This window comes from Hyphobacterium indicum (assembly GCF_003129605.1).
GTDB classification, from domain to species: domain Bacteria; phylum Pseudomonadota; class Alphaproteobacteria; order Caulobacterales; family Maricaulaceae; genus Hyphobacterium; species Hyphobacterium indicum.
The window spans coordinates 410,871-434,688 of the sequence record NZ_QBDX01000004.1; the positions used below are offsets into that span (position 1 = coordinate 410,871).

Sequence of the window (23,818 nt, forward strand, 5' to 3'; positions counted from 1 at the left end):
GGTAGAGCGATGATGTTTCGCGCCCTTCTCTTTCTGGCCTTGCTGTTCCCCGCTGTGCCCGCGCAGGCGGCGGATATCTGCAATGAGACCAGCTTCATTGTCGAAGCCGCCCTCGGCTGGGCGACGCCGCAACGCGACATCGCGGTGGAGGGCTGGACCCGCATCCGCCCCGGCGAATGTGTGGAAGCCGGCCCGTCGATTGACCCGGAAAGCGAGGATCCGCTGTTATTCTATGCGCGCTCGACGGCGGCCTATCTGGGCGGCGTCCGTGAATGGGGCGGACAGCTCGACCTCTGTGTCGGCGCGTCCGATTTTGCCGTTGAAGCGGTCAGCGATTGCGACGCGCTGGGTCTCGACCGCCGTGGGTTTGATGTCCTGCGCGGCGAACACCGCTTCCGCACCGTGCTGGTCGAGCCCGCCGATTTTGGCGAGGACGCTCAGGAAGCCGGAATCCAGCGGCTCCTGCGCGATGCCGGCTATGATATCCGCCTCATTGATGGTCTGGATGGCCGCCGCACGACCCGCGCGATTGCCGCTTTTGTCCAGGCCGAAGGCCTGCCCCGGACGCCGCCGCGGCCGGAACTGATCGACGCTCTGGAAGCCGCTGCAATCCGCCGTAATGCCGAGGCCGGCCTGGTCGTCTGCAACGAGACCGAAGGACGGATTGCGGTCGCACTGGGCCGTCAGCGCGAATCCGTATGGGAAGCTCGCGGCTGGTGGCGGCTGGACGCCGGAGGCTGCGCCCGCCTGATCGCCGACCATCTGTCCACGGCCAATGCCTGGTTCTATGCCGAACGCACGGGTGGAACCGGCGGCCGGCTCCAGGGCGGCACCGAAAACTTCTGTTATTCGCCCTCCCGTTTTGTGGCCGAAGGCCGCACCGAATGTGCCGGCCGCGGCTACTCCACGGCCCCCTTCCGGCAGATCCCGGACCCTGTGGATGGCACCAGCCGCGTCGAGCTGACGATTGCCGATTTCAGGGTGCCGGCGCAGCAGCCCGCTCCGGAGGACCCCGGACAATGAGCCCGCCCGACCTTTCACACGTATCGACCTGGGTCTTTGATCTGGACAATACGCTCTACCCGTCCGACGCCGACGTCATGTCACAGGTCGATCGCCGGATGACAGAATTTGTCGCCCGCGAACTCAACCTGTCACATGAAGATGCCCGCAAGGTGCAGAAGGATTACTGGCGCGAATACGGCACCACGCTGAACGGGCTGATGGCGAATGGCCAGGTGCGCAATGGCCGCGACTTTCTCGACTTCGTTCATGACATCGATCACAGCGTAATCACCCCCGATCCGCAGCTGGCCGCGCATATCCGCGCCCTGCCGGGACGGCGCTATGTCTATACCAATGGCTCCATGAAACATGCCGAGGATATCTGCCATCATCTCGGCCTGTCGGACTGTTTCGATGACATGTTCGATGTCGAGGCGGCGGACTTCCAGCCCAAGCCGCATCGGTCCGGCTTCGACCTTTTCACGTCGCGCTTTGACGTGAAAGCACCGGAGAGCGCGTTTTTCGAGGACTCGATCCGCAACCTCAAGACCGCGTACGAGCTGGGCTGGACCACGATTCTGGTGCGGGCCAGGCCGGGTCCGCGCGACGAGGAAAGTGCCGGACCGGAGGATCACCCGGACCATGTCCATTTTGCCGTGGATTGCCTGAAAACCTTCCTCTCCACCGCAAAAACGAAAGACGAAGCCGCATGACCGATCTTGCCGCCCTCGAAACCGTCATCAATACCGCCTGGGACAGACGCGACGATCCCGCCGCCCTGACGAACGGGGTCCGCGATGCCGTGGCACAGGCCATCGGTCTGCTGGATGCCGGCAAGGCAAGGGTGGGGGAAAATTCCGGCGGCGAATGGGTTGTCAATCAATGGCTGAAAAAGGCCGTCCTCCTCTCCTTCCGGCTCAATCCGATGGGGGTGATCGGGGGCGGCATTGGCGGCGCAAAATGGTGGGACAAGGTTCCGTCCAAATTCGAAGGCTGGGGTGAGGCCGAGTTCAGGGCCGCCGGTTTCCGCGCCGTCCCGCCCTGTGCCGTGCGCCGGGGCGCCTTCATCGCGCCCGGAGCCGTGCTGATGCCCTCCTATGTCAATATCGGCGCTTATGTCGGGGAAGGTGCCATGGTGGATACCTGGGCCAGTATCGGATCTTGCGCCCAGATCGGAAAGAATGTGCATGTCTCCGCCGGCGCGGGCATTGGCGGCGTGCTGGAGCCCTTGCAGGCCAATCCGACCATCATCGAGGACGGCGCCTTTATCGGCGCGCGCTCGGAAGTGGTGGAAGGCGTCATTGTCCGTGAAGGCGCGGTGCTGGCCATGGGCGTTTTCATTTCCGGCTCGACCAAGATCGTCGATCGCGCCACCGGTAAAGTCACTTATGGCGAAGTCCCGCCCTATGCGGTGGTGGCCCCCGGCACCCTGCCAGATCCCAAGGGCGGCCCCTCCCTCGCCTGCGCCGTCATCGTCAAGACCGTGGACGAGCGCACCCGCGCCAAGACCGCTATCAACGAGCTCCTGAGGGACTAGAAACGCATTCCTTCACAAGAAGGAGAATCAAACGGCGGCAAGGCCGCAAGCTGCGTGTTGATATTGAAATGACCAACGATCCAAGTGTCGCCTGACCGCAAGAAGTCGAACTTTAGAAACAGGGGCTGCATTGGCTCCCACAGCGTGTAAACGAATATCTGGCGGAAACCATCGCCGCAGGCTGAATAACTCACCACATGATTTTCGAGCAGGCCATCAGGGCTAATCGCGACAGCAATCTGAGCCGACTGCGCCCGCATCTGCATCTCCGGCATTCCAAGGCTGACTCCCAATGTGACGAATTGGTCCGCCCCATTCTCATTCATCGCCAAGACATAGGCCTCGACCCAGGCAAGCGGATCAGAAATATCCAAACCGCTGTCGGCATCTTGTGCGTACGCGCTGCCAGTCGCCAAGCTCATGATTGCCATCAGTATCAATAAGTTGCGTTTCATTAGCTCGTCTCCAAGTTCGACATGAACACAATCATAGAACGATGCCGGGCATGCTCAATGAATTTCAGTGAGGCAAAAACCTCTATCCCGCTTGGCAGGGCGGCGGGGCAAGGCTACCTCTTTCATATGTCCTCTGCCGATCCCCTCCCGCTCGCCCAGGCGCTGATCCGCGCGCCCTCCGTCACCCCGAAAGACGAAGGCGTGATGGACGTGCTGCAGGGCGCGCTGGAGGCGGTCGGCTTTGCGGCAACGCGCTATCCGTTTGACGAGGTCGACAATCTCTATGCCCGGCTGGGCACGCAAGGCCCGGTGCTCGGTTTTGCCGGCCATGTCGACGTAGTGCCGCCCGGCGACGCGGCGAGCTGGACCAATGGCCCGTTCGAGGCCCGCATCGAGGAGGGCGTCCTCTGGGGCCGCGGCGCCGCCGACATGAAGGGCGCACTCGCCGCCATGGTGGCCGCTGTGGCGCAGGTGAAGGCCGCGCACGACATTCCCGGCTCCATCGTCTTCCTCATCACCGGCGATGAAGAGGGTCCGGCCGTCAACGGCACCAAACGCCTGATGGAGGCCCTGCATGAGGAGGGCGAGCGCTTCGATCATGTCCTCGTCGGCGAACCGACCAATCCGCACCGGCTGGGCGAGACCATCAAGGTCGGCCGCCGCGGCAGCCTGAATGGCGTGATCCGCGTCATCGGCCGCCAGGGCCATGTCGCCTATCCGGAACTGGCCGACAATCCGGTGCCCAAACTCCTGGAATTGCTGAACGATCTGACCGATCGGGTGCTGGATGAGGGCGCGCCGCATTTCCAGAAAAGCAATCTGGAAGTCACCTCGATTGATGTCGGCAATGAACCGCACAATGTCATTCCCGGCGAAGCCCGCGCCAAGTTCAATATCCGCTTCAACACGGCGCATACAGGCGATGAGCTCAAACGCTGGATCGAGTCCGAGGCCAAGGCGGCCAGCGTCGGCTTTGAAGGCCGGATCGAGCTGGACCTGACGGTCACCGGCGAAGCCTTTCTGTCCACGCCGGATCATTTCACCAGCGCCCTGAAAGCCGCGATCGAGGCCGAGACCGGCCTGACACCGGCCCTGACCACCGGCGGCGGAACCTCCGATGCGCGCTTTATCCGCCACTACACACAGGTCGCCGAATTCGGCCTGGTCGGTGCCACCATGCACCAGGTGGATGAGCGCGTGGACACAAGCGACATCGAAACCCTGACCCGTATCTATGCCCGGCTGATCAGAACCTATTTCGGGCTGGCCGCATGATCCGCCTGATATATGAGGCCTATTCGGGATTGAAGGCTGTCCTTCACGCCATGGCCTTTCGCGATGACTGGGAGCGTCATCTGAATCTGAGTGCCGGCGGATTTGTCCGCAGCTTCAGTGCCGCGCTGTTCGTTCTGCCGGTCTTCTGGTTCATCCTGCAAGGCACGACACGGCTCTTTACCGAGCTGTCACCCGGATTCCAGAACAGCTATACGGGCGGCGATTTCCTCATCGATCTGGTGCGGATCTGGCTGGTTTTCCCGATCCTGGCCGCGCTGCTGACGCGCATTGCCGGGGTGAAGCACCGCTTTGTGCAATGGGTAATCCTGCACAACTGGGCGGTGCTCTTCCTCTTCCTGCTACAAGGCCTGATCTTCCTGTTCTATCTGGCCGGGCTTTCCAGCGCGCCGGTATCCTACAGCCTGCTGACCAGCGTCTATCTGATCTTCCGCTTCTTTCTGCACGCCCGGATCGCGGTCGCCGCGCTGGGCCTCCCGGCCGGGCTCGGCATCGTCATGGGGCTCATCCCCGTCATCGTCGATTTCGCCCTCATCGAGCTGATGCGCTAATAGTCTACCCGCTCCAGATAAAGACCATCGGCGGGAGCGACCGGCCCGCAGGCCGCCCGGTCGCGGGCTTTCAGCGCCTGGACCAGATCGGTCCCTGTCCATTTGCCGCGCCCGATCTCGACCAGTGACCCGGTGATCGAGCGCACCTGGCGATGCAGGAAGGACAGCGCCGAACAGGTCAGCTCCACCTCGTCCGCCACCCGGCGCACCGAAATCTGGTCGAGTGTCTTTACCGGTGACTTTGCCTGGCACTGCACATCGCGGAAGGTGGAAAAATCGTGCTCCCCCACGAGGCACTGCGCCGCGGCGTGCATGGCGTCGGCATCCAGCTTCACCGGCACCCGCCAGACCTTGCCCCGGTCCAGCGTCAGCGGCGGCCGGCGGTCGATGATGCGATAGATGTAATGCCGCCGTGCGGCCGAAAACCGGGCGTGGAAATCCGTGTCCACTTCCACGCAGTCCAGCACCGCAACCGGGTCGGGACGCAGATGCTGGTTGATGGCATCACGGACCGTGTCCGGGCGCAAATCCTTCACCAGATCCAGATGCGCCACCTGTCCCAGCGCGTGGACGCCGCTGTCTGTCCGGCCGGCCCCGATGACCTCGACGGGCGCGCCATTCAGCTTCGCCGCCGCACGCTGCAGACTGCCCTGCACGCTGGGGCCGTGATCCTGCCACTGCCAGCCCATGAAGGGCCCGCCATCATATTCCAGGGTCAGCTTGTAGCGGGGCATCAGCTCAGCACGGTGCCGGCCGGCAGGGCACGCCCGCGCAGGAAATCATCCGCGTCCATGGCCGCCCGGCCCTCGCGCTGCAGGCGGGTCAGGCGCACCGCCCCCTCACCGCAGGCGATCAACAGCCCGTCATCCAGCACCAGGCCCGGTTGGCCTTCACCATCTTCGGCCTTCGCCATATGCGCCTTTACGCGGACCGCGCCCTTGTCCGCGGGCCATTCAAACCAGGCCCCGGGAAAGGGCGACAGGCCGCGGATCTGGTTGGCAACCGTCTCTGCCGGCTGGCGCCAGTCGATGCGCGCCTCCTCATTGCTGATTTTCTTCGCATAGGTCGCGCCGTCGTCCGCCTGCGGCACCGCTTCCAGCGAACCCCGCTCCAGCGCCGCCAGCGCCCGGGGCCACATCTGGGCGCCCGTGGCCATCAGCCGGTCATGCAGGCTGCCCGCCGTATCAAACGGGAAGATGCGTACCGTTTCCGACAGCAGGATCGGCCCGGTATCGAGCCCCGCTTCCATCTGCATGATCTGCACGCCGGTGAGCTCGTCCCCGGCCATGATCGCCCGCTGTATCGGCGCAGCACCGCGCCAGCGTGGCAATAGCGAGGCATGGAGGTTGAGGCAGCCCAGGCGCGGCACATCCAGGGCCGCCTGCGGCAGGATTTGTCCATAGGCCACGACGGCCGCCAGATCAGGATCCAGCGCGGCAAAATCCGCCAGCACGTCCGGATCGCGGAAGCTTTCCGGCGTGTGCACATCCAGCCCCAGCGTTTCCGCCAGCGCGTGCACCGGCGTTTTCTGCTCCGCCTTGCCCCGCCCCTTGCGGCGTGGCGGCTGGGTATAGACCCGCACCACCTCATGCCCCGCCGCGGCGATCTCGGCCAGCGAGGCAGCAGCGAAGTCCGGTGTTCCCATGAAGGCAAGGCGCAAGGTCATGGCCGCGTTTCAGCCAATCGCGCCGCCAAGATCAAGGACTATCCGCTGTCAGTCTTCAAATCCCCAGGGCGCCGGCGGGGCCTCGACCGGCGTGGACAGGTCGAACACGGCGCGGAATGTCCGCCCCGGACGGTCGAGCCCGTAGGTGAAACTCCCGCCTTCGATTTCCATCATCCAGGTATTCTGCGCGGAATCCGGAATGCCCTCGCGGACAAAGAGGTCGCGGCTGAATTCATCGGCCGGAAATTCGATGCGCGACGCGGTCACAACAGAGGAGTCGCCGCCATATTGCGTCAGCACGTCTTCCGACCCGTCCTCATGCCGGTGATCATGTTTCAGGCGGTAGCCATCCTCTGTGCGCGTCACCACCCAGGTCCGCGAGCGATCCTCGCCCACATGCAGGGGAATCCGGATCTCATCGTCCGAGCATTCGCGCACATGCATGACAAGGGTCTGCCCCACCCAATCCGCATCGCGCGGATCCTCACTGTCGACCCGGCCTGCAAACGCTTGCCCGCAATAGGCCGTGAGCGCCTCGAACAGATCGGCCGGCGCTGCGGCCTCCGGCTCCTGTCCGCCGCCCATGGAACAGGCTGCAAGGACCGTGCTCGTGGCCACCGCAATGCCTGCCAGCGTCAGTTTTCCGGATACGCCACTCATCTTTCCTGATGTGCCACTCATAGTCATGTCTCCCAATCCCGCCCTGGTGACGAGGCCCGCCTCTATGTTTCTACGTATTGGCTCAATGCCCATTATGAAATCAGTGGCAGGAGACAGGATACGCGCGCGAATGTCGAGCCGTATGCGTGTGGGATTGCTGGTGCCGCTCCGGTTTTCGTTCAGAACTGCCAGACCGCACGGGGCAATTCCATCACCAGACAGTCATCCTCGCCAAACCGGCGTTCACCGACATCCACAAAACCTAGCCGCCGGTAAAAACGGATCGCAGCGGTGTTGATGATCAGGGGATCGATCAGGATGGTCGTGACCGCGGGGTCGGCAAAACAGCGATCAATCGCCTGCTGCATCATCTTCGTGCCATGCCCCTTGCCCAGATCACTTTCTTCACCGATCCAGATATCGATCGCGCGCTGATGCGGCGCACAATCTCCCCAGTAATGGCTTTCTTCCAGATGCGGGTCGATGATCTGGACAACGCCGATGGCGCGGCCCTCCACCTCACCGATCAGGATATCCAGCCAGTCAACATCGCGCGCAATCTGACCAGCCCAGTCCTCGCGCTCGACGTCAGGCAGGGGCTGGTCCGGGTCAAGACCGGTACACCATTTGACATGAGGTTTCTCGTCCCAACGGGCCAGCAGGGCGGCATCACCCGGCACCGCCGGCCGCAGGATCAAGCCGCGTCGTCCTGATCGCGGAGCTTGGCCAGTTTCTTCACCTTCTGCACGGCGCGCTGGCGTTTCAGGCGCGAGAGATGGTCGATGAACAGCACGCCTTCGAGGTGATCCATTTCGTGCTGGATGCAGACCGCGAACATGCCCTCGGCAATCTCGGTCTGCGGCTTGCCGTCATAATCGAGATAATCGATGCGCACACGGTCCGGGCGTTCCACCTCGTCATAATAGGTCGGCACCGACAGGCAGCCCTCTTCATAGGGCAGCTTGTTGTCGGACGGGTCGGACAGGACCGGATTGACGAAATAGCGCGGATTGCGCTCCCCCCTTCCCCAGTCGAGATCCATGACGATGACACGCTTGGGCACACCCACCTGGATGGCGGCAAGGCCGATCCCGTCAGCAGCGTACATGGAATCCAGCATGTCATCCATCAGCGAGCGAAGCTCCTCATCGACGGTGTCGACGGGCTTCGAAACCTCCTTGAGGATCGGATTCGGGACGGTGAGTATTTCGCGTACGGCCATGAGGGATTAAGTATGCGAGCCAGTGTGTTTCTTCAAGTCTCGTCTGTGTCCGGAGCGTCCAGCGCGGGCAAGGCCTCGTCGTTATCCGCCGCATCAAGATAAGACGCCGGCAGCGATTTCTTGGTCTGGGCCCCGAGGGATTTCAGCATTTCGGTCTGGCGGATGACATTGCCGCGCCCGGACGACAGCCGGTTCTTTGCCGTCGACCAGGCGTCATGCGCCTGATCCAGCCTCTGTCCCACCGTGTCCAGCTCCTCCACAAAGCCCACCAGCTTGTCATAGAGCTGACCGGCCCGGTCGGCGATCTCGCGGGCATTCTGGTTCTGCCGGTCGATCGTCCACAGATTCTGTACCGTCCGCATTGCCATCATCAGATTCGTGGGGGTGGCGATCATGATATCGCGCTCCCAGGCAAAGCCGGCCAGATCCGGATCGCTCTGGAACGCGAGGCTGGCCGCCCCTTCCAGCGGAATGAACATCAGCGTGAAACTGACCCCTTCATAGAGCCGGGGATAGTTTTTCTCGTGCAGACTCTTGATATGGGCGCGGATCGAGGCGAGGTGCTGTTTCAGCGCGGCGTCACGGTCATCATCGCTTTCCGCATTCACGCACATCTCGAAGGCTTTCAGGCTGACCTTGGAATCGATCACGAGGCGCTGGCTGCCCGGCATGTCGACCACCACGTCGGGCCGCAAACGCGCGCCCTCCCCGTCAGTCTCCGTCTGCTGGGTGTGAAATTCCTGGCCCTCGCGCAATCCCGCCTTTTCCAGAATGCTGGTCAGGATCAGCTCACCCCAATCCCCCTGCATCTTGGACGAGGACCGCAGCGCATTGGCGAGATTCGCGGCGTCCTCGGACATCTGTTGCGCGTCCTTGCGGAGGATCTGGACCATGCGGTCGAGGGCGGAGGTCTGTTCCACGCGCTTGTGCGAGTCGGTTTCCACCTTTTCGCGGAATTCCTTCAATTGATCGCGCAGCGGGTTGAGCATCTTGTCGAGCGATTCCTTGCTCGACTTGCTCAATTCCTCGCCGCTGGACTTCAGGATTTCGCTGGCCGTGACCTTGAACGTCTCCTTCAGCTGCTCGCGCGCCTTTTCCAGATCGGCGAGTTTCTCGGCATGATGCCGCTCGGCCGACTGCAGCTCGCTTTCCAGCCGCGCAAACCGCGTTTCAGCCTTTTCCCGCGCCTCATTAGCATGCCGGAGCGCGGTTTCCGCTTCCGCCAGATCCTGCTCCAGCCGGTCCGCAATCGCCGCCTTGTTCCGGACCTCCGTCAGCTCCCGCTCCAGACGCGATTTTGCCGTGTTGGTTGTCATCCACAGCACCAGCAGCCCCAGCGTCACGACCGGGGCGGAAACAATCAGAATGGTCTCAAGGGTCAGCGCATCGAACATCGAATCATCCCGTCATATGAGGGACCAGCCTAATCCTTTGCCTGCCATGCCGAAACCGGCACTCTTCTTGCTTTTCTCCTCTCAAGAGAAAGAGGAGCGGGCCGAATGCGCGTGAAAAGCGTTTCGATACGGGACTTGAGCGAAGCCGAACTCGGCCAGTGGCGGAGCTGGGCGTATCAGGACGGGCATCTGGTCAGCCCCTACCTGCTGCCTGAATTTGCGCAGGCTGTTGATCGTGTCCGCTCCGATGTCCGCATTGCGGTGATCGGGCAGGATGCGGAAACGATCGGCTATTTCGCCTATCACGCCCCGCGGCACTTTGCGCTGCGCCCGGTCGGCGCGCCCATGTCCGACTATCAGGGCATCATCGTAAAGCCCGGCGTGTCCATCTGCCCGAAGGACTTCCTGACCCGGCTCGGCGCCGGCTTCATGGCGTATGACAACTGGTGGAGTAGCGCAGCCTGCAAGCCCGGTATCGCCCGCGAGCGCGATGGCTCCGTCGTGGTGGACCTGTCTGACGGGCCGGACGCCTATTTCGCCGGCCGCAGGGCGGCGCACAAATCCCAGTTCAAGAAAATCGGCCGCCGCCTGCGCAATGCAGAGCGCGACTTCGGACCGGCAAGGCTGGTCGTCGGGGATGCTGGCGGCGCCCATTTCAATACGCTCGCCCGTTGGAAATCCGAGCAGTATGATGCCACCGGCAAGCTCGACATCTTCAATATCGGCTGGGCGCGTCAGCTTCTGGCCAATCTGAACACCTCAACGGACACCGGCTTTCAGGGCCTGACATTCGCCCTTTATTTCGGCGACGAACTGGCCGCCGTCGAATTCGGCCTGCGCGCCGGTGATGTCTATCATTCCTGGTTCCCGGCCTATGACGAGCGCTTTGCAAAAGTCTCGCCCGGCCTGCTCCTGCTGCATGAAATCTTCAAGGCCGCACCGGAGCTGGGCCTGTCGCGGGTCGATCTCGGCAAGGGCGGGGCCCACTACAAGACCTATTATGCCTCCTATGAAGTGCCGCTGGAGTCCGGCCGTCTCATCGCCCCCGGTTTTGCCGCGCTCGGCCTGCACTCCTGGGATGCCGCAGAACAATGCGCCAAATTCCTGCCCGGAAAGCTCGGTGACTTGCCGGCACGGGCCCGCCGCCGCTGGGCGCAGGTCAGTGCTTTCGAGCCCGATCTGGGGCCAAGACTGAAGACATTCGCGCGCGGATTCCGGGCGCAGATTTCAGCCGCCTGACCGGAAGCCGGGGCTCAGGCCGGCCGGCGGGATTTGAACGCCGCTGTCAGCGTGCCGTCATCGAGATAATCGAGCTCGCCCCCCACCGGGACGCCGCGGGCAAGGCTGGTAATCTCCACGGCAAGGCCATCCAGCCGGTCGGCCAGATAGTGCGCCGTGGTCTGGCCATCGACCGTCGCATTCAGCGCCAGCACGATTTCGGTCACCACCGGATCACCCGCCCGGTCCAGCAGCTTGCCGATATTGAGGTCATCCGGACGGACGCCATCAAGCGGTGACAACACGCCGCCAAGCACGTGATAGCGCCCCTTGAAAGCGGCGGCACGCTCCAGCGCCCATATATCCCCGACTGTTTCGACCACGCAGATCACCGCCGGATCACGCCCCGGCGCCGCGCAAATGGCACAGGGATCGGAGACATCCAGATTTCCGCAGGTGGAACACGCGGTGATCTTGTCAGCGGCATCCGCCAGCGCATCGGCCAGAGGCCCCATCAGAGCCTCCCGCTTTTTCAGAAGATGCAGCGCCACACGCCGCGCCGAGCGGGGCCCCAGCCCCGGCAGCTTGGCCAGCAGCGCGATCAGGCGTTCGATTTCAGGTCCGGCGGAATGGGTGGTCATGCAAAGTCCTGTCTATTCAACGCCGGCCCTTCGAAGAACGACTCGAAAAACATCTCCAATTCCCCAGCATGAGGGCTTGTGAGCGGGTTCATGCCCTCCGCCACAACAATCAGCGCTGCGAGATCGAGAGCAGATATTTCCGGTTTCATCCCGATTTCCTGTTTCAAACCGATTGCCACGCTACAAAACCCAAATTTTGTACAGGCGTATCCGAACGCTGCATCGATAGCATTCTCAAAGGAGTCGAACTCTTTTGCGGTTCGCCGCGCCACCTATCACCCCGGAAAGGAGAAGCCGGGTGGCAGCGGCAATCCGCCCGCCGCCTCTTTCATCACCCGCGCCTGGACTGCTTCGATCTTGCCACGGGCATCCGCGAACGCCGCCTTGATCAGGTCCTCGACCACTTCCTTTTCACTGGCCACCAGGATTGAGGGGTCCAGCGCGATATCCCGGATATCGCCCTTTCCGGACAGTGTGATGCGGACAAGGCCGGCCCCGGATTCGCCGGTCACGCTTTCCGCGTCCAGCTTCTCCTGCGCCTCCTTCATGCGGCCCTGCAATTCCTGCGCCTGCTTCATCAATCCCATCAGGTCTTTCATGACTGGCTCTTTGCGTTGCTTTCAGCGGCATCGTCCTCGATCCCGGCCGGACGTCTGACGTCCACGATCTCTGCGCCGGGGAAAATCCGCAGAACCTGTTGCACCGCCGGATCCCGGGAAACGCGTTCCAGATGTTCGCGCTCTTCGCGCTTCTGACGTTCGCGAATCGTCTCCCCGCCCCGGGAATCATGCGTCGGCAGAACGGCCCAGGTCACGCCGGTCCAGTCCTGCAGCCGCTTGGCCAGCCGCTGTGCGAGATCGGGCGGCGCATGCTCGGCCGGTTCAAACACAATCCGGCCCGGCTTGAACGACACCGGGCGAACAAAGCGGATGAGATCCGACCGCAGGGCCGCATCGGTGCGATCCGTCATCGCTTCGACCATGTCGTCGAGCGAGGCCGGGGCATCCTTGATCTCAAGGAGAGGCGCGGCCTCATCTGAAGGGTCTTCAAAAACCGTCTTTGGCGGGTCGGCCGCATCCTGCGCCACAGGTTCGGCAGCTGGCTTATCCGCCGGCGCAGCCGGCTCAGGCTTTGGGGCGGAGGGCGCGGCCCCCTCTTCGCCGCGCAGAAGTTTCGCCGCATCTTCCGGCGATGGCAGGGAGGCGGCAGAGCCCAGCCGCAAAAGCGTCATTTCCGCAGCGGTCAGCGGATCGGGGGCCCGCCGCACATCGTCCAGCCCGACCAGCAGGATTTTCCACAAGCGCGTCAGCTGCGCAATCGAGAGCGTTTCGGCGATCATTACGAGGCGCTGAACGGTCTCCTTCGCTTCGGCGAGATCAGCATCCGGTCCCGCGGCTTTCACCCGGGTCAGGGCATGCACATAGTCAAGGCAATCGCGGGTAATAATGGCGGGATCGCCGCCGGAATCATAAAGCGAGGCAATCTCGGCCAGGGCTTTGGCGTGATCGCCGGCAAGCGCCGCTTCGAGCAAATCTAGCACCCGGGCCCGGTCGGCGAGCCCCAGCATGTCGCGGATCTGCACGGCGGTGACCGGTCCGTCCGAGCCTTCGCCCTGGACGATTGCCTGATCGAGCAGGGACAGCGCATCGCGAACCGAGCCCTCGGCCGCGCGAGCAATCAGGGCCAGCCCGTCAGCCTCCACCGATGCGCCTTCTTTTTCACAGATACCCGACAGGTGCCCGGCGAGGACATCACGGTCGACGCGTTTCAGGTCAAAGCGCTGGCACCGCGACAGGACGGTCACCGGCACTTTGCGGATTTCCGTAGTGGCAAAAATGAATTTGACGTGGGGCGGCGGCTCTTCCAGCGTCTTCAGAAGCGCATTGAAGGCCGAGTTCGACAGCATGTGCACTTCGTCGATCACATAGACCTTGTAGCGCGCCGAGACCGGCGCATAGCGGACACCTTCAAGGATTTCGCGGATATCGCCGACACCCGTGCGCGAGGCAGCATCCATTTCCATCACATCGACATGGCCGCCCTTCTGGATGGCATCGCAATGCACACCGGGCGGATCGAGCGTGATGGACGGGCCATCCACATCGTCGGTGAGATAATTCAGCGCCCGGGCAATCAGGCGCGCCGTGGTGGTTTTGCCAACGCCTCTGACCCCGGTCAGCATATAGGCATGGGCGATACGGCCGGATTTGAACGCATTCGTCAGCGTCCGCACCATGGCTTCCTGGCCGATCAGATCTTCAAAGCGGAGCGGGCGGTATTTGCGCGCCAGCACCTGATAGCCGGCATCATGCTCCGGAAGCCCGAGCCCCGGAGACGGCCCCGGATCGGTGTCCGTCTTTGGTTCGGGAGCGTCGTCCATGGCCACTTTCTGGGCTGATTCCGGAGATAGGTGGAAGACCGGACAGCGACCCGGAGCGAAACTCGTTACGGCTGCTTCCTTCCGGACCTGACCGGGTTGGCGAGGCGTCCGTCCGCGCCGATCTTCCACTGACCAATATCGGATGTCGGGCACCGCATGACAAGGTATGCGACTCAGCCCGGATTCACACTGATTTCATAACGGCTGTGGCGCGATGCCAGACGCGGTTCCTGGGTTGAGATTTCCACGATGAACGGCGCGGCCGCCTCGACCGTAAATTCATGGTGGCCGGGCTCCGGGCGTTCGCGCTGTATGCGGCGTCCCGTTTCTGCGTCGTACACAATGATACCGTAACGCATGTCATCGCTTTCGAATGAAACGGTCATCGCGACACTGCCGGTTGCGTCGATGCGCCAGAGATCGGTCAGATCATCATGCCCGACCAGGCCGGTGCCGGTCTCACCCGCGGCAAGTGACGGATAATCCCCCTCGCGCCCGGAATCGGCATCGCCGCCACCTGTATCCGAGGCATCCTCGATGGTAATTTCAAACAGGCTCAAGGGCGTCACGGTTTCATAATTATCGCCAACGCCGATGATGAAACCCTCGCCCGTCGTGTCGACATAATAGCCGATCAGGCTCTCTCCCGGCAGGTTGCGTTCGCGCGGGAAACCGGACCCGGCCCGCTCACCGTCCGGATTGAGCATCTGGATTGTCATCGCGCCCAGAGCAGCTTGCGTTTCTACCGCTGCCTCACCCTCGCCCGTATAAGCGTAACTTTGCAGGAGGCCCCGCACGACGCCCATCTCGCCTTCATCGGTTTCCACCCGGTAATAGCGATACTCACCTTCCGGAACGAGTTCGCCGATCGTGTAGATGCCGGGTTCCAGAAGCACCGCGTCATCCGGAGTCAGACCGCCCTGCACCGGGTTTTCACAGCGGATCAATTCGCGTGAGGACCGGCTGACGGTCATCCCAGCCACTTCCCGCATCGCTGCGGCCAGGGCTTCGCCATCAGGCGCGGGAATATACCGGCCGCCCGCGGCTTCGGCGACGGCGCGCATTTGCGCTTCCTGTTCGGGGTCCAGATCAAAGCCGACCACATAGGCTGAGACATTGATGTTCTCCGCCCGCAAGGCCGCAGCCGCCGCGACCGGATCGCCATGGCAGGTCTCCTCCCCGTCAGAGAGCAGCACGATCAACCGTTCACGCGCCGCGACGGCTTCAAGATCGGCAGCAGCCGCCTCCAGACTCGCGGCAATCGGCGTATATCCGTAGGGCGACAAACGGCCTGCAGCGGCGCGCAGCTCACCGAGTTCACCGGATAGAAAATCTGTCAGGCGCTCGGTATTCGGGCAGGAGGCTTCCGCTGTATGATCCACACTGGCGTCAAAGCCATAAGCGCGGAGAGAGGCGGTAATATTGGCTTCCTCGATCACCTCCAGCGCATGGATGAAAGCCGTGCGGGCCACGTCCATTTTGGAAGGGCCACCGGCATCGCCGGCCATCGATCCCGATGCATCCAGAATAAACTGAACCGCGACAGGTCCCTCGCCTTCCGGCGCGACATCTTCGCTGCCTTCAAAGGACACACCGCGAACGACTTCCAGAAGGCGCTGCTGAATCAAATCGAAGGCCGGGCAGGCTTCGACGTCATTATCAACTTGTGAGACAGATGTTTGCGCCCCCGCCGCACTGGCACTCATGACGGCGGCAAGCATGGCCGAACGGATCAGATTCATTGAGGACTCCCCGGTTGGACGGAAAGCCTAACACAATCGAGCCAAAGACCCTACGGATTGAAAGGAGATCAACCCACCGCAGATGCGCGCAAAAAGCGCTCATGCGCATCCAGCGCTTCAATGAGGTCGAGATCGCCATTGCGGTCGACCAGAAGGTCGCGCCAGTAGCTGGCAATACGCGCCTGCGTCTCCAGCCAGTCCCTGACGGCGATCTCTGTTGCGGCCCGCGCGCCGACATCTGACGACGGAGCCACACAATGTAAACGCGATGCAGCCGGCATGTTTCCTCCCGGAGTGATTCATCTGATCCGGAAGCAGACTGCCTCAGTTGCGAATGATTCGCAACTGTTTTTACAAAATCAGGACCGGCCCCAGCGCGCATTCCAGCCGCGCTCGTCCACGTGGACAAAGGGACCATGGGCGGATGTCGAGCCGTATTCGCCGAGACCACCATGGAAATCGGTCCAGTCCGGCCGTTCCAGGATACGGTCGATAAAGTCGTAGAGGGCGGCGGCATCCCGGCGGTCGAGCACACCATCCCCGTTGAGATCATCCATGATCCCGTCATTGTCCTCGTCGATATAGATATCGGCAGCCCCGCCATAGACATGGCGGGAATAGCGGCCATTGCCGATGCCGGCATTATAGACCGGCGTGCGATATCCGCTCATTACGACAAAGCCGTCCGTACGCCAGCCATGCGCATTCACTTCTTCCAGCAAGCGTTCCAGCTTCAGCAGCAACCGCTCGCGCACAATGGCATAGCGCACCGGCCCGCCTTCCTGCTTGCACAGGAACTGGCCGAGGGTGAAATGTGGGGAAACCGGCAGGTCGCGCAATTCGGGCGGTACTTCGATGAAGCCCTCCGGCGGCAGATAGGCGTCCTGTCCGCGATAGGGCTCCTGCGGGTATTGTCCGATGGCATAGCCTTGGAGCACACCCGCCTCGATCTCCGAGGCCGGCCGCAGGACAAAGGCATTCAGGCGGATCAGATTTCCGGCCATATCCCGGATTTCGATGACATGGTGACCCGGCGTGTCCGGGGCCTGCCAGACCGCATCGGTCGATGACAGCGTTTGCAGCCCGGCCTCAGCGGAGTAGCGCACAGCCGTGCTGGCCGAGAGCGGCACCTGTTCGCCCGGCATGACCAGCGTCGCGAAGGTCCGGTAATCGGCTTCGATGGCCTCGTTGATCAGCACGGAGAACCCGGCGCGTCCGGCATCATAACCGCTGACGGCGCGTGTCGCCGGATCAGGCGGGGCAAGCTCCGACATGTCCGCCGCCCGCGCCGGAAGCGAGAGCGCGGTCAGGGCGAGTCCGAGTGTTGCGAGTTGGATCATCTTCATAGGACCGGTCCATAGCCTCAATGATTGAAGGGTCTTTTCCATATAGGTCGTGCACCATGCGGACGGAAGTATCCGCATCGACAAAAGCGGTAAGATACAGGAAATGCACACGTATTTCTTCGGCAATATCGATTCGGGTCTCCCGCCGGCTCTCGACAAGCGCGCCAATATCAACCGCCTCCGCCGCGCCCGCATCCACCGCCCATTGTGCCAGCGCATCCGCATCCCGCACCCGCACGCAGCCCGAAGACAGGGCGCGGGGCAATTCATTGAATCGCTCCCGTCCCGGCGTATCGTGCAGGAAAGTGCTGTGCGGATTGGGAAAGATCAGCTTCACAACGCCGAGCGCATTCAGCGGTCCTGGCGCCTGCCGCAACCGGTAGGGAAAGGCCGCCGCACTGACGGTGGTCCAGTCAATCGCCGAGGCATCCACGACATTGCCCGCCCGGTCCAGCACCTGGAAACCGAGCCGCGCTACAGCGCCGGGATCCCGCCGGAACAGCGGCAATTCGTCATTCACGGCGAGACTGTGCGGCGTTTCCCACCACGGATTGACGATCACGTATTCCAGCTGCGCCGACAACACCGGCGAGGGACGCGACACCCGCCCGGTGATCACATCATGGCGGCGGACGGTGACGCCATTTTCAACTACCTGAAGCGTGAAGTCTGGCACATTGACGGCGATATGCCGGTCTCCCAATTCGTCCGGCATCCAGCGCAAACGCTCCAGATTGGCGCGCAGCGTATCGGCGCGCTGCCGCGGCGTGCGATTGAGCCAGTCCAGGGTCGCGGGCCCGGCTATGCCGTCCGGCCGCAACCGCGCCAGACGCTGCACATTCCGCACAGCGGTCTCGACCTCGATACCGTAATCCGGCGGCATCGTGGCCGGCATGAAATCAAAGACGATGGAATCAACGGGAACGGCCGGCGAAAACGGCCGCAATCGCCCCAGCTGTACCAGACGTGCGCGCAGGGCGCGGACATCCGGACCGCTATCGCCCGGCTCCATGTGATCGCGCCGCGTGGTCAGCGGTGGCCAGGCCTCTTCCGGCTGCTTCAACCAGAACTGCCGCGCCCGGATCAATGCCTGATAGGCGGGTGTTTGCGGTTCAAAGCCCGCCAGCTCCCCGGCGGCATCGCCGCTTTCCAGCGCCCGCAACAGCGCGGCATCAATATCGCCGCTCCGGGGCGCAAACGGCCAGTTCCGCTCCACCGAGAGCGGCGCGATCCGGCCGGTCAGCAAATCTGCCGCCATATTCCGGAAAGCGGATTCCGCGAGGCGGTCAATATCCGCCGACGCAATCGTCGGGTCCGCACCGGCCAGGGTTTCGAAGTGATAGTCCTCGGGCCGCAGACCATGACGGTCTGCATCAGCAATCATATTGACGAGGCTTTCCAGCGCCCCGGACCGGTCCGGGCCGGTAAAACCCGGCGATTGTGCCAGTGCCGTGACCGGCAACAGCAGAAGAAGGAACAGGAAAATCAGCCTCATTGGATAACCTTACGCCAGATCAGGCCTTTCCGGCTATGGGCATCTTGCCGCGGCTGACAGCGTTATTGCCGGTCCAGCCGGGTCTCCCCGGTCTGCTCGAACCGCTTGCCGCCATCATGATCAACGGCGTCGAAACGGTGCAGGTCAAAATGCGTGTCTGATATGTCTATCAGATTGAATCCGGCCGCCTCCTCCCGCGTACGCGAGGAAAAGGCGGTCGACACACCGACAAACCAGCTTGTCCGTGCGCCGGTGTCTACCGGGCAGGCAAAATGCTGATGCAGATGGCCGGTAAGAACGAGATCTGCCGTTTCAGCGATTTGTTGCGCGAAGCGCGGGGCGCGGCGGGTGCGGGCCCGGCCCCGGTTTTCCAGCGGTGACAGGATGGGGTGGTGGGCGGTGAGAATCCGGGTTCCGGCCGGGCTCTCGGACAGCGCCTTGATCGGCGCCGCCAGCTTGCGGCGGGAGATGACGCCCAGCGACCAGTCAAGCCGGAATTGCGCGCCGCGGGCCGAGTTGAAGCTCTCGATATGAATATCGTCATCAGCAAAACGCGGCGCGGCATGGGCGGCCATCGCTGTTTGCAGCCGCCGCCACGGACGGGTCAGGCGCGATGCAATATCCAGCAGCGGTGTATCGTGATTACCGGGTGTCAGCACGACGGGCGGGTCAATCGCGGCGAGGAAGTCTGCGGCCAGCGCGAATTCCCGGCGCGAGCCGGTCTGGGTCAGATCACCGGCAACCACGACCACATCCACACCCGCCTCCGGCAGGCGGGTCAGGAAATCGGTCACAAGAGACGGATCTTCATCGCCGAAATGCAGGTCTGCAATGTGGGCCAGCCGGGTCATGTGATGATGACTTCAACACACTTCCGGCCGAATTCAAGGGTCAGCGGACTTTCCAGCGTGAGCGGCTCGCCATCCAGAATGACCGGAAGCGGCCGCATGGAGCGGATTTGCAGCTGCCGCGTCTCGACCGTCCAGTTCCGCCCGGATTCATCCACACCCGGCAACGCCGCCATGGCCAGCCCGCTCAGGAGGTCCGCGACATTTTTCATCCGCCCGCCGAACACCAGAAACTGGCCTTCAGACACGGGGGAATCGGGGCAGGTGACGTAAATCGCAGTCGCCCGGCGCGGCGCGGCCTCGCCTTCAGCCCGGACCAGAAAGGGCTGCCGGAACATGGACCGCCAGCCGACCCGCAGGGAGGCCAGCGACCGCCGGGCGCGGCCCCAGAAACCCAGCTTCCTGATGTCTTCGCGGAATTTCACCAGCGCCGGCGACACGCCCACAGCAGCGGCGACGGCAAACACATGCCCGTTGGCTTCGCCCAGCAGCAATGGCCGGGCTGTTGCGGACGCCGAGCGTTCGATAATCATGTCGAGATCAATGGAGGCGTGGACATGCCGCGCCAGTAGATTGGCGGTCCCGCAGGGCAGGATCAATGCGGGCGGCGCCCCCTCCTGCCCGGCCAGGGCATTCAGGACCGCCTTGATCGATCCGTCTCCGCCTGCAATGGCAAGCGCATCCGCAGACCCCGCCAGAGCGGCGGGATCGGGCTGATCGTCCAGCGCCAGAGCGGTTTCGCCGGCCATCTCCCAGCCAGCCGCTTCCAGCTTTCCGCGAAGCACATCCAGTTCCAGTCCACGCATGAATGCGCCGGACGATTCATTATGGATCAGATGGAGACGCTGGCCTGCCATACCGTATGTCCTTTGCTGCACCGGATACGGTTCAACGGTTTACCCGGCCTCTGCTCTGCCACATACAGGCGGCGTTCGCGAACGGGAAGTCATCCATGAACCCACTGCCGCCACTGGCCTTCTGCCTGACGCCGCTGGATCGCGCCGAGGACATCCGCCGCGACGAGCAGGCGCTCGCCGCTCTGGAGAAACATAACGGCGCACACGCCCTCTTGTTCCTGAATGGCGATCCGGCACTTGATGGCCGCGCCCTGCTGCGCCGGCCCTTCTCCGAAACCGCCAACATGGCCCGGATCAATGCGCCTGTCCTGTTGGGACTTGAGGACGGCAATCCGCTTTATGCGGTGGAACTCGATCCGGAGGCGGCCCTTCCCGGCGGCGTCGAAATCACCGACACACGCTCGGCGGCGATGCAGCTGGCCATCGAGGAGACGGGCATTCTGGCACAGGCGCGCTCGCTGATCGAATGGCGCCGCCGCCACCGCTTCTGTGCCAATTGCGGCACGCCGACGCTGGAGCTCGAAGCGGGCCGCAAGCGCGCCTGCCCGTCCTGCGCCACCGAGCATTTTCCGCGCGTCGATCCCGTTGTCATCATGCTGGTGGTCAAGGATGACTGGTGTCTGCTGGGCCGCCAGCAGCCCTGGCCGCCGCGCATGTGGTCAGCGCTCGCCGGTTTCATGGAGCCGGGCGAGACCATCGCCGCGGCCTGCGCACGCGAGATCTGGGAGGAGGCCGGAATCCGGACCGATCCCGATTCCACACGGGTGGTCGCCGATCAGCCCTGGCCCTTTGCCTCGTCACTCATGATCGGCCTGATCATCGAAGCCGTGTCGGTGGGCATCACCATTGACCGCCATGAGCTGGAAGAGGCGCGCTGGTTTTCGCGGGACGAGGTCCGCAGCATGCTGGCCGGAGATCATCCCGACGTCGATCTGCCGCCGAAAATCGCGATTGCGCGCCGCCTGCTTGAAGTCTGGGCGACGACCGGTTGAGCAAGGAAAAACGGCCGCGCTGGAACCAGCGCGGCCGTCATTATTACCCACTATTCCGAAAAAAGGGCCGGATTAGCGGCCGCCACCAAAGCGGCGGACATAGGAAAGGCTCCACACATCGGCATCCGAAGAATCGAAGTCGTGGTGTGTGTAACCGGCGCGGAAACCATTGCGCTGGTCAAAGAAGACCTCGCCACCCACGCCATAGGCCCAGCCATCCGTATCGCTGGTCACCGAAACGCCCGGAATGGAGGCTTCGACGTCAGCGGCCGTATAGCCAGCGCGAACGAAAAGGCTGGCATTCTCGGAAACCGGAGCCCGCGCAATGCCGAACAGGCTGGCGGCATAGTTCAGCTCGACATCCACCGGCGTCGCGGCAATGATGATGCTGTCATCGCTGACACCGACATCAAGCTGGCCTTCAAAACCGAAATGGCGGGTGAATTCATAGCCGCCGCGGAAGGTGACCGCGCCGACATCAACGGACTGTCCGCCATCGCTGATTTCGATAGCCGAATATCCGGCACTCCATGTGAAGTCGCCATCATCGGCGAAGGAGACCGAAGCCGCGGCAAGCGCTATGGCAGAGGCAGAAACAAGTGTGCGCAACATTTTTGAGTCCTTTCGTGGGAAGACATCTGTCTTTCAATACAATCGACCACCGATCATTGGCAATGAGGTGTGCCCGCAAATTCTGTTTCGCAAGGGCCATCCCTCAATTTTTGCAGATATTATTCTGGCGATGAATATTGACTGAATAATGGCACCGGTCCGGCCAGCCTGCGCCTCCTGCAGCCCGCGACGATGCGCCACTGGACGAAGCTGCCCCCGCCCGGTAAGTGACTGACAACATCAACTGGTTGATTGCCCGCAGGACGCATGGCAAACACCGCGAAATTATTCAGACTTCTCTGGGGACCAGCATGGGCGATCTTTTCTGGAACAAAGTAGCCGCTGTCATCATCGGCCTTGTATTGATGGTGATGGTGATCGGTGTGGTCGGGGATATCGTTTTCCCTGAGGAGCATGGCGGCGACGAAGAGGCCGCCCTGGCCTATCCGATTGACCTTGCAGCCGTTATGGGCGGCACCGGCGGAGCCGGACCGGTCGAGGAAGACGTCGTGGACCTGGGCACGCTACTGGCCAGCGCCGATGCTTCCGCGGGCGAACGCACCTTCCGCCGCTGTGTCTCCTGCCACAATGCCGCGCCGGGCGCCGGCAACCTCCAGGGGCCGAATCTCTGGGACATTGTTGACCGTGATATCGGCTCCTATGACGGATTTTCATACTCCGCGGCCATGGCCGGCCTCGAAGGTGACTGGACATATGAAAACCTCGATCATTTCATTGCCAATCCGCGCGGCTGGCTCGACGGCACCGCGATGGCTTTTGCCGGCATCCGCAATGACGAGGATCGCGCCGACCTCCTCGCCTATCTCCAGACCCTGTCGGATAACCCGGTGGCATTCCCGGCCCCTGCTCCGGCCGAAGACGAGACCGGCACCACCGGCGGCGATGAGATGGACGCCGCTGATGACGGGATGACGGAAACCGCTGCGGATGTTGACGACCAGATCGAAGCGCTGGAAGACGCCGGCGAGGCCGTGATCGAGGATCAGGCGGGCGAAGGTCAACTGCCGGACGAAACCGCTGATGAGGGCGGAAACTAGGCCGTCAGCCGGAAAACCGATGTGACAGGCGAGTCGTTGCTGACGGCTCGCCTTTCCGTTTCTGACACCGGCTCGATCACCGTCTGCAGGTAATGCGCATTGGCATGAAGGATGCGGGTTTCATCCACCATGATCCCGACATGACCGGACCAGAAGACAATATCACCGCGCTGACGCGGCGCATCGGCCGCGATCGTGGAAAATCGTGCCGCCAGCTCGCTTTCCTGCATATCGGTATCGCGCAATATGCTGATACCGGCCGCTTCCAGTGAGGTCTGCACCAGGCCGGAACAATCCAGCCCCAGGCTTTCCTTGCCGCCCCACAGATAGGGCGTGCCCGCAAATCGTTCCGCCACGGTCACATAATCCGGTTCTGCATGGTCTAGGGAAACCAGATGACCTTCAAATACCCAGCCTGACCCGCCCGCATCGACAAAGCGGCCCCGTTTTTCCCCCGCATTGATCTTGGCATTCATCGACAACAGGCAATGCGGCGCCGATTTCAGATCGGGCCCGGAGAACAGATAGGTGCGCAGCGCCGAAACCCGGTGCGTCACCGGGCGGACGGGCGCGGACAGCGCCGCCATGTCGATATAGCCGACATAGCCGTCATGGCGCGAAAAACCCCACGCCCAGCCATCCTTTTCCTCCAGCACGGCGAAGACCTCGCCAAACAGTGCCTGCGTATCCATCGGCCCGTCATCGCGGGGCGTGCGGCGGATGGCGGCCACACCGGCCGTGACCTGCATGTCCACCGGCTCGACATAGCGCCCGGCCTCGATCTGTCCTTTCAGGTGGGCGGCCGCCACATCGCCGCGGGCCGCAAGCAGTCTCGGATGCGTCATC

At 62.8% G+C, this 23,818-nt stretch carries 27 protein-coding genes and 1 other RNA gene; 8 read left to right on the plus strand and 20 right to left on the minus strand.

All coding sequences use genetic code 11. From position 1 onward, the window contains the following. Positions 1–12: 12 nt before the first annotated feature. Genes DBR16_RS10005 through dapD form a run of 3 tightly spaced genes read left to right on the plus strand, consistent with a single transcriptional unit; the run spans position 13 to position 2,542 of the window. Complete coding sequence (locus tag DBR16_RS10005; protein ID WP_233347738.1) at positions 13–1,023, plus strand: DUF1036 domain-containing protein; 1,011 nt, start codon at positions 13–15, stop codon at positions 1,021–1,023. Further along, positions 1,020–1,718 (plus strand): pyrimidine 5'-nucleotidase, encoded by a 699-nt coding sequence (locus tag DBR16_RS10010; protein ID WP_109261117.1) that lies wholly within the window; start codon positions 1,020–1,022, stop codon positions 1,716–1,718. Before DBR16_RS10005 ends, DBR16_RS10010 begins: the two co-directional genes overlap by 4 nt. Next, positions 1,715–2,542: a 2,3,4,5-tetrahydropyridine-2,6-dicarboxylate N-succinyltransferase gene (gene dapD / locus DBR16_RS10015; RefSeq protein ID WP_109261118.1), complete on the plus strand. Its 828-nt coding sequence runs from the start codon at positions 1,715–1,717 to the stop codon at positions 2,540–2,542. Before DBR16_RS10010 ends, dapD begins: the two co-directional genes overlap by 4 nt. Here the strand turns inward: dapD and DBR16_RS10020 are convergent. Continuing rightward, positions 2,539–2,997, minus strand: coding sequence for a hypothetical protein (locus DBR16_RS10020; protein ID WP_125184548.1), 459 nt, complete (start codon positions 2,995–2,997; stop codon positions 2,539–2,541). The two genes, dapD and DBR16_RS10020, sit on opposite strands and share 4 nt — an antisense overlap. A 126-nt stretch (positions 2,998–3,123) precedes the next feature. Here DBR16_RS10020 and dapE point away from each other — a divergent pair, with 126 nt between their 5' ends. Then, positions 3,124–4,272: a succinyl-diaminopimelate desuccinylase gene (dapE, locus tag DBR16_RS10025; RefSeq protein ID WP_109261120.1), complete on the plus strand. Its 1,149-nt coding sequence runs from the start codon at positions 3,124–3,126 to the stop codon at positions 4,270–4,272. Further along, entirely contained in the window at positions 4,269–4,841 is a 573-nt protein-coding gene (locus tag DBR16_RS10030; RefSeq protein WP_109261121.1) for a hypothetical protein, read from the plus strand. Before dapE ends, DBR16_RS10030 begins: the two co-directional genes overlap by 4 nt. Here DBR16_RS10030 and truA read toward each other — a convergent pair. From truA to rmuC, 6 genes are all read right to left on the minus strand, one after another. Next, on the minus strand, positions 4,838–5,575 hold the full coding sequence (gene truA, locus DBR16_RS10035; protein ID WP_109261122.1) for a tRNA pseudouridine(38-40) synthase TruA: 738 nt from the start codon (positions 5,573–5,575) through the stop codon (positions 4,838–4,840). The two genes, DBR16_RS10030 and truA, sit on opposite strands and share 4 nt — an antisense overlap. Then, positions 5,575–6,501, minus strand: a complete 927-nt coding sequence (gene fmt, locus DBR16_RS10040) for a methionyl-tRNA formyltransferase (protein ID WP_407657723.1) — start codon at positions 6,499–6,501, stop codon at positions 5,575–5,577. Before fmt ends, truA begins: the two co-directional genes overlap by 1 nt. Before the next feature lie 54 nt (positions 6,502–6,555). Then, complete coding sequence (locus DBR16_RS10045) at positions 6,556–7,188, minus strand: hypothetical protein (protein WP_233347740.1); 633 nt, start codon at positions 7,186–7,188, stop codon at positions 6,556–6,558. Between the two features lie 158 nt (positions 7,189–7,346). Continuing rightward, on the minus strand, positions 7,347–7,865 hold the full coding sequence (locus DBR16_RS10050; RefSeq protein ID WP_109261124.1) for a GNAT family N-acetyltransferase: 519 nt from the start codon (positions 7,863–7,865) through the stop codon (positions 7,347–7,349). Beyond that, positions 7,862–8,389: a peptide deformylase gene (gene def, locus DBR16_RS10055; RefSeq protein WP_109261125.1), complete on the minus strand. Its 528-nt coding sequence runs from the start codon at positions 8,387–8,389 to the stop codon at positions 7,862–7,864. The genes DBR16_RS10050 and def overlap by 4 nt, the downstream gene beginning before the upstream one ends. Positions 8,390–8,421: 32 nt before the next feature. Then, positions 8,422–9,783: a DNA recombination protein RmuC gene (gene rmuC, locus DBR16_RS10060; protein WP_109261126.1), complete on the minus strand. Its 1,362-nt coding sequence runs from the start codon at positions 9,781–9,783 to the stop codon at positions 8,422–8,424. Positions 9,784–9,888: 105 nt separating this feature from the next. Here rmuC and DBR16_RS10065 point away from each other — a divergent pair, with 105 nt between their 5' ends. Further along, on the plus strand, positions 9,889–11,022 hold the full coding sequence (locus tag DBR16_RS10065; RefSeq protein ID WP_109261127.1) for a GNAT family N-acetyltransferase: 1,134 nt from the start codon (positions 9,889–9,891) through the stop codon (positions 11,020–11,022). A 14-nt stretch (positions 11,023–11,036) separates the two neighbouring features. On the opposite strand, the gene recR is transcribed toward DBR16_RS10065, so the two are convergent. The 11 genes from recR to DBR16_RS10115 form a co-directional block, all read right to left on the minus strand. Further along, on the minus strand, positions 11,037–11,642 hold the full coding sequence (recR, locus tag DBR16_RS10070; RefSeq protein ID WP_109261128.1) for a recombination mediator RecR: 606 nt from the start codon (positions 11,640–11,642) through the stop codon (positions 11,037–11,039). Next, entirely contained in the window at positions 11,639–11,914 is a 276-nt protein-coding gene (locus DBR16_RS13895; protein ID WP_125184549.1) for a hypothetical protein, read from the minus strand. The genes recR and DBR16_RS13895 overlap by 4 nt, the downstream gene beginning before the upstream one ends. 3 nt (positions 11,915–11,917) lie before the next feature. Then, positions 11,918–12,241: a YbaB/EbfC family nucleoid-associated protein gene (locus DBR16_RS10075; RefSeq protein ID WP_109261129.1), complete on the minus strand. Its 324-nt coding sequence runs from the start codon at positions 12,239–12,241 to the stop codon at positions 11,918–11,920. Then, positions 12,238–14,022 carry a DNA polymerase III subunit gamma/tau gene (locus DBR16_RS10080; RefSeq protein ID WP_109261130.1) on the minus strand — a complete coding sequence of 595 codons (1,785 nt, stop codon included), beginning with the start codon at positions 14,020–14,022 and terminating at the stop codon, positions 12,238–12,240. Before DBR16_RS10080 ends, DBR16_RS10075 begins: the two co-directional genes overlap by 4 nt. Before the next feature lie 29 nt (positions 14,023–14,051). Then, positions 14,052–14,149: signal recognition particle sRNA small type (gene ffs, locus DBR16_RS10085), an RNA gene on the minus strand. A 46-nt stretch (positions 14,150–14,195) separates the two neighbouring features. Beyond that, positions 14,196–15,764 (minus strand): vWA domain-containing protein, encoded by a 1,569-nt coding sequence (locus tag DBR16_RS10090; RefSeq protein ID WP_109261131.1) that lies wholly within the window; start codon positions 15,762–15,764, stop codon positions 14,196–14,198. A 68-nt stretch (positions 15,765–15,832) separates the two neighbouring features. Further along, positions 15,833–16,045, minus strand: coding sequence for a hypothetical protein (locus tag DBR16_RS10095; protein ID WP_125184550.1), 213 nt, complete (start codon positions 16,043–16,045; stop codon positions 15,833–15,835). 78 nt (positions 16,046–16,123) lie between these two features. Beyond that, a complete protein-coding gene (locus tag DBR16_RS10100; RefSeq protein WP_161539471.1) occupies positions 16,124–17,110 on the minus strand; it encodes a D-Ala-D-Ala carboxypeptidase family metallohydrolase in 987 nt (328 codons plus the stop codon). Then, complete coding sequence (locus DBR16_RS10105; RefSeq protein ID WP_109261134.1) at positions 17,016–18,605, minus strand: L,D-transpeptidase family protein; 1,590 nt, start codon at positions 18,603–18,605, stop codon at positions 17,016–17,018. Before DBR16_RS10105 ends, DBR16_RS10100 begins: the two co-directional genes overlap by 95 nt. 62 nt (positions 18,606–18,667) lie before the next feature. After that, complete coding sequence (locus tag DBR16_RS10110; RefSeq protein ID WP_109261135.1) at positions 18,668–19,456, minus strand: metallophosphoesterase family protein; 789 nt, start codon at positions 19,454–19,456, stop codon at positions 18,668–18,670. Further along, positions 19,453–20,310 carry a diacylglycerol/lipid kinase family protein gene (locus DBR16_RS10115; RefSeq protein ID WP_109261136.1) on the minus strand — a complete coding sequence of 286 codons (858 nt, stop codon included), beginning with the start codon at positions 20,308–20,310 and terminating at the stop codon, positions 19,453–19,455. The genes DBR16_RS10110 and DBR16_RS10115 overlap by 4 nt, the downstream gene beginning before the upstream one ends. A 95-nt stretch (positions 20,311–20,405) precedes the next feature. Here DBR16_RS10115 and nudC point away from each other — a divergent pair, with 95 nt between their 5' ends. Continuing rightward, positions 20,406–21,302: an NAD(+) diphosphatase gene (gene nudC, locus DBR16_RS10120; RefSeq protein WP_109261137.1), complete on the plus strand. Its 897-nt coding sequence runs from the start codon at positions 20,406–20,408 to the stop codon at positions 21,300–21,302. Between the two features lie 72 nt (positions 21,303–21,374). On the opposite strand, the gene DBR16_RS10125 is transcribed toward nudC, so the two are convergent. Then, entirely contained in the window at positions 21,375–21,914 is a 540-nt protein-coding gene (locus DBR16_RS10125; RefSeq protein WP_109261138.1) for a porin family protein, read from the minus strand. A gap of 311 nt (positions 21,915–22,225) precedes the next feature. On the opposite strand from DBR16_RS10125, the gene DBR16_RS10130 reads away from it, so the two are divergent. Beyond that, positions 22,226–22,972 (plus strand): c-type cytochrome, encoded by a 747-nt coding sequence (locus DBR16_RS10130; RefSeq protein WP_233347742.1) that lies wholly within the window; start codon positions 22,226–22,228, stop codon positions 22,970–22,972. Here DBR16_RS10130 and DBR16_RS10135 read toward each other — a convergent pair. Next, positions 22,969–23,817 carry a C40 family peptidase gene (locus tag DBR16_RS10135; RefSeq protein ID WP_109261139.1) on the minus strand — a complete coding sequence of 283 codons (849 nt, stop codon included), beginning with the start codon at positions 23,815–23,817 and terminating at the stop codon, positions 22,969–22,971. The genes DBR16_RS10130 and DBR16_RS10135 overlap by 4 nt on opposite strands. Between the last annotated feature and the right edge of the window lies 1 nt (position 23,818).

Excerpts from the sequence above, each read along its gene's own strand:
- DBR16_RS10005 (WP_233347738.1), top strand. The coding sequence starts at position 13 with ATGTTTCGCGCCCTTCTCTTTCTGGCCTTGCTGTTCCCCGCTGTGCCC.
- DBR16_RS10010 (WP_109261117.1), top strand. The coding sequence starts at position 1,020 with ATGAGCCCGCCCGACCTTTCACACGTATCGACCTGGGTCTTTGATCTG.
- dapD (WP_109261118.1), top strand. The coding sequence starts at position 1,715 with ATGACCGATCTTGCCGCCCTCGAAACCGTCATCAATACCGCCTGGGAC.
- DBR16_RS10020 (WP_125184548.1), bottom strand. The coding sequence starts at position 2,997 with ATGAAACGCAACTTATTGATACTGATGGCAATCATGAGCTTGGCGACT.
- dapE (WP_109261120.1), top strand. The coding sequence starts at position 3,124 with ATGTCCTCTGCCGATCCCCTCCCGCTCGCCCAGGCGCTGATCCGCGCG.
- DBR16_RS10030 (WP_109261121.1), top strand. The coding sequence starts at position 4,269 with ATGATCCGCCTGATATATGAGGCCTATTCGGGATTGAAGGCTGTCCTT.
- truA (WP_109261122.1), bottom strand. The coding sequence starts at position 5,575 with ATGCCCCGCTACAAGCTGACCCTGGAATATGATGGCGGGCCCTTCATG.
- DBR16_RS10045 (WP_233347740.1), bottom strand. The coding sequence starts at position 7,188 with ATGAGTGGCACATCAGGAAAGATGAGTGGCGTATCCGGAAAACTGACG.
- def (WP_109261125.1), bottom strand. The coding sequence starts at position 8,389 with ATGGCCGTACGCGAAATACTCACCGTCCCGAATCCGATCCTCAAGGAG.
- rmuC (WP_109261126.1), bottom strand. The coding sequence starts at position 9,783 with ATGTTCGATGCGCTGACCCTTGAGACCATTCTGATTGTTTCCGCCCCG.
- DBR16_RS10065 (WP_109261127.1), top strand. The coding sequence starts at position 9,889 with ATGCGCGTGAAAAGCGTTTCGATACGGGACTTGAGCGAAGCCGAACTC.
- recR (WP_109261128.1), bottom strand. The coding sequence starts at position 11,642 with ATGACCACCCATTCCGCCGGACCTGAAATCGAACGCCTGATCGCGCTG.
- DBR16_RS10075 (WP_109261129.1), bottom strand. The coding sequence starts at position 12,241 with ATGAAAGACCTGATGGGATTGATGAAGCAGGCGCAGGAATTGCAGGGC.
- DBR16_RS10080 (WP_109261130.1), bottom strand. The coding sequence starts at position 14,022 with ATGGACGACGCTCCCGAACCAAAGACGGACACCGATCCGGGGCCGTCT.
- DBR16_RS10090 (WP_109261131.1), bottom strand. The coding sequence starts at position 15,764 with ATGAATCTGATCCGTTCGGCCATGCTTGCCGCCGTCATGAGTGCCAGT.
- DBR16_RS10095 (WP_125184550.1), bottom strand. The coding sequence starts at position 16,045 with ATGCCGGCTGCATCGCGTTTACATTGTGTGGCTCCGTCGTCAGATGTC.
- DBR16_RS10100 (WP_161539471.1), bottom strand. The coding sequence starts at position 17,110 with ATGAAGATGATCCAACTCGCAACACTCGGACTCGCCCTGACCGCGCTC.
- DBR16_RS10105 (WP_109261134.1), bottom strand. The coding sequence starts at position 18,605 with ATGAGGCTGATTTTCCTGTTCCTTCTTCTGCTGTTGCCGGTCACGGCA.
- DBR16_RS10110 (WP_109261135.1), bottom strand. The coding sequence starts at position 19,456 with ATGACCCGGCTGGCCCACATTGCAGACCTGCATTTCGGCGATGAAGAT.
- DBR16_RS10115 (WP_109261136.1), bottom strand. The coding sequence starts at position 20,310 with ATGGCAGGCCAGCGTCTCCATCTGATCCATAATGAATCGTCCGGCGCA.
- nudC (WP_109261137.1), top strand. The coding sequence starts at position 20,406 with ATGAACCCACTGCCGCCACTGGCCTTCTGCCTGACGCCGCTGGATCGC.
- DBR16_RS10125 (WP_109261138.1), bottom strand. The coding sequence starts at position 21,914 with ATGTTGCGCACACTTGTTTCTGCCTCTGCCATAGCGCTTGCCGCGGCT.
- DBR16_RS10130 (WP_233347742.1), top strand. The coding sequence starts at position 22,226 with ATGGGCGATCTTTTCTGGAACAAAGTAGCCGCTGTCATCATCGGCCTT.
- DBR16_RS10135 (WP_109261139.1), bottom strand. The coding sequence starts at position 23,817 with ATGACGCATCCGAGACTGCTTGCGGCCCGCGGCGATGTGGCGGCCGCC.